Source organism: uncultured Campylobacter sp., assembly GCF_938018145.1.
Lineage (GTDB): Bacteria > Campylobacterota > Campylobacteria > Campylobacterales > Campylobacteraceae > Campylobacter_A.
Genome location: NZ_CALIII010000406.1, coordinates 1 through 3,363 on the forward strand (window position 1 = coordinate 1; position 3,363 = coordinate 3,363).

Consider the following 3,363-nt stretch of genomic DNA (forward strand, 5'->3'; position numbering starts at 1 on the left):
GGATCACGACGGCGATATGGACTTTAAGGTCGCAGGTAGCAAAGACGGCATAACCGCGCTTCAGATGGATATAAAGCTGGGTGGCATCAGCCTTGACGTGCTTAAAGAAGCTCTTTTGCAGGCGCGCGAGGGCAGGCTGCATATATTAAATTTGATGGAAAAAGCAAATGAAAATATCTCCGTAAACGAAGACATACTGCCAAAACTAGAGCTTTTTAGCGTGGATCCGGGCAAGATCGTTGACATCATCGGGCAAGCTGGCAAAACGATAAAAGAGATCATCGAAAAATTTGACGTCGCTATCGATCTCGACCGCGAAAAAGGCGAGGTAAAGATCGCCGGCGCGCAAAAATCAAGCGTAGATGCGGCTAAAGACTACATCATACAAATCGTCTCAAAAGACGGCGGCAAGGGCTTTGGCGGTAAAAGAGGCGGCAAAGACGGCAAGCCTCACAAGACGCCTGAGTTTAATATCGGAGACGAATTTGAAGGCGAGGTAAAAAGCGTGGTAGAATTTGGCGCCTTTATCGGGCTTCCTGGCGGCGTGGACGGGCTTTTGCATATCTCAAAGATCAAAACGCCTCTAAAAGCCGGCGATAAGGTCAAAGTAAAAATCAGCGAGCAAAAAGGGCACAAAATTTCCCTTTCTCTAGCGCAATAAATTTAAAGGAGAAACGATGCAGTATAAAAAAATATTTTTCCCAATCGGCGCGGGCGACGACGTAAAAGAGCGTATCAGAGGAGCTTTGCTGGTCGCTAAGCATTTCAACAGCCACATCGAGATTTTGGCTTGCCAGCTAGATCCCGGCGTCGTTTATAATATGAAAATGACGCTTCGAGGCGGGGTTCTTTATGATGAGTTTTTAAAGGCGGCGAAGGCTGAGCTTGGCGTCGAACACGAGCGTAACGAGACTATTTTTCATAAACTTTGCGAAGAGCTCGACGTGCAGGTTAGCGACGAGCCGATCGAGGGCAAGACGACGGCTAAATTTACCACAAAAAGCGGCAAGCGAAGCGTGGTGGTCGAGCAGGAGTCTAAATTTTGCGATATGGTAGTTGCCGCAGTACCGCTTGACGGTAAGATCACTGGCACGTTTGAGGCGGCGGTGCTAAAAAGCGGCAAAACGGCCATCACGATACCAAGGCGCATAACGAGTTTTAAGGCTGATAACATCCTAGTTAGCTGGAACGGCTCGACGCAAAACTCTCGCGCCGTGAGCAGCTCTATCGAGCTACTAAAAAAGGCTAAAAAGGTGCATTGTATCACTTGCATGCCGCATTCCGGCGACGGTAGCGCAGAGGAAAATCTAAAAAAACTAGAAGAGTACCTAAAACTGCACGACATACAGGCGACTTATGAGGTTGTGAGCACGACTTCGGTGCCGGGCGAGGCATTGCTGCGAAGCGCTAAAGAGGGCGGATTTGACCTTATCGTAGCGGGCAGATACGGCGAAAACGGCTTTTTGGAGATATTTTTGAGCGGTACTTCGAGATATTTCCTTAAAAATACGACGATACCGGTCTTTATGTAAGACAAAATTCGGAGCTGAATTTTCAAATTTGACGTTTGGCTCCGAGGCAAATTTAAGCGACTGACCTTTTATAAGAGGTCGGTTGCTTTTTTATTTTAGAATTGACTCTAGGCACTTGCCGATTAAATTTGAGATTTTCCTTTTCTCATGTTTTATCATTGTTCTAAATTTAGACATGAATGAGCAGATTAAATTTGTCTTGCGAGACGACTACTTTTTTATCGATTTTAAAACCTAAATTTATTTTTGTGGTTATTCGAGAAGCTTATGAGCGGTAAAGCTTAGTAAAAACTATTTCAAATTTTGCAAAAACTTCCTTTTAAATTTGGTTGTGCTGGTCGGCCATGTAAAGATGCGATTCGCTTCTTATGAGAAATGCAGTACCAAAGCAATCTCAAGTATTTTGAGTATACACAGCAAATTTGACTCTTTAGGGGTAATGGGAGACACTAGTGCAAGAACATGATTCTAGCGAATAATATCGACTTGTTTTGATGTGATCAGTGTTTTTGAAGTTGGAAAATCATTGATGGCTTGGAAGATTTTTGTTGGGAGTTAATAAGAATTATGGTGCGACCTGCGAGATTTGAACTCGCACACCCTTCGGCACTACCACCTCAAAGTAGCGTGTCTACCGTTCCACCAAGGTCGCACGTGGATTAAAAGAACAAAGAGCGGGACGAAGCCCGCCCGAGATTATAACATTGGGTTTGCGTAAAGAACGATTAGTGCGATAACTAGTGCGTAGATAACTTGCGCTTCGATCATCGCAAGAGCAACGAACATCGTCGTAGTTAGCTTGCTGCCAACGCCTGGATTTCTAGCTGTACCTGAGATTGTCGCAGATGCGGTATTTCCCATACCGATAGCGCCGCCAAGAGCCGCTAGGCCTAGACCAACTGCTGCTGCAAGAACAGAGTAAGATTTTAGCATTTCGCCACCGTCCGCAAACGCGAAACTAGCAAAAGCCATCATTAAGAAAACAACTTTTTTCATAAAGTCTCCTTGTAAATTTAAGCCATTTCGGATCAGACCCCTACTTTGAAGCTTTGAGAGCGCATTTTATAAAAATTTAGCTTTGAGTTACTTAAAACCGAGAAAAATTTTCATAAATTTTCCGTTCGTCAAATTTGTCCACGTACAGTGCTACAAATTTACAAAAAATTTCAGCGATGTTTCGTTTTTCTACGAATTTATTTAAAAATTAGAATTTTAAAAGCTTTTTTATGCTAGCCTCGCTTCTGAAATTTTAAATACTAAGGTTAAATTTGGCGCAGGATAAATTTTCTAAAATCGGCTTTATCTTAGCCGTCGCGGGCTCTGCGGTGGGGCTTGGAAATGCGTGGAAATTCCCGTATTTAGTCGGTCAAAACGGCGGTTCGGCCTTCGTGCTTTTGTATCTTTTTATGACGTTTTTTATTGGGCTTGCGATATTTTTCGGCGAGATAGCTATCGGTAAGCTTTCCGAGTCAGACCCCGTAAACGCCTTTAAAAAACTTGCTCCAAAGCGTAAAGAAGCGTGGAAATTTGCGGGTTTTACGATGATAGGCGCGATCATCATCGCCTCTTTTTACACGGTCATCATCGGATGGATACTAAAATACGCAGTTATGGTAATAACCGAGCTGCCAAAAGACGTCGAGGCTTCGGAGAAAATTTTCGGAAATTTCTACGCTAACGACGCCGCGTCTCAAATTTTTTACTTCACGATCGTATTTTTTCTCTGCATTTTTATCGTATCAAAGGGCATAAAAAGCGGCATAGAGCGCGTAAACGTATGGATGATGCCTTCGCTGCTTATCCTGCTTATCATCATGCTTAGCTACTCGTT

General features: G+C 43.7%; 4 protein-coding genes and 1 tRNA gene. 3 read left to right on the plus strand and 2 right to left on the minus strand.

What is annotated here, in order from left to right; genetic code table 11:
* A partial coding sequence (locus tag Q0338_RS09330) for a S1 RNA-binding domain-containing protein (protein ID WP_298086513.1) occupies window positions 1–661 on the plus strand: 661 nt, incomplete at its 5' end.
* Between the two features lie 16 nt (window positions 662–677).
* Complete coding sequence (locus Q0338_RS09335) at window positions 678–1,532, plus strand: universal stress protein (RefSeq protein WP_297937504.1); 855 nt, start codon at window positions 678–680, stop codon at window positions 1,530–1,532.
* Between the two features lie 568 nt (window positions 1,533–2,100).
* On the opposite strand, the gene Q0338_RS09340 is transcribed toward Q0338_RS09335, so the two are convergent.
* Both Q0338_RS09340 and Q0338_RS09345 read right to left on the minus strand, forming a co-directional pair.
* Window positions 2,101–2,184 (minus strand) — tRNA-Leu (locus Q0338_RS09340).
* Window positions 2,185–2,228: 44 nt separating this feature from the next.
* A complete protein-coding gene (locus Q0338_RS09345) occupies window positions 2,229–2,528 on the minus strand; it encodes a F0F1 ATP synthase subunit C (RefSeq protein ID WP_122862636.1) in 300 nt (99 codons plus the stop codon).
* Between the two features lie 272 nt (window positions 2,529–2,800).
* Here Q0338_RS09345 and Q0338_RS09350 point away from each other — a divergent pair.
* Window positions 2,801–3,363, plus strand: a 563-nt coding sequence (locus Q0338_RS09350) for a sodium-dependent transporter (protein ID WP_298086514.1), incomplete at its 3' end; no start/stop codon positions are given.

What these genes read in the sequence shown, in the direction of transcription:
- Q0338_RS09335 (WP_297937504.1), top strand. Translation starts at nt 678, where the DNA reads ATGCAGTATAAAAAAATATTTTTCCCAATCGGCGCGGGCGACGACGTA.
- Q0338_RS09345 (WP_122862636.1), bottom strand. Translation starts at nt 2,528, where the DNA reads ATGAAAAAAGTTGTTTTCTTAATGATGGCTTTTGCTAGTTTCGCGTTT.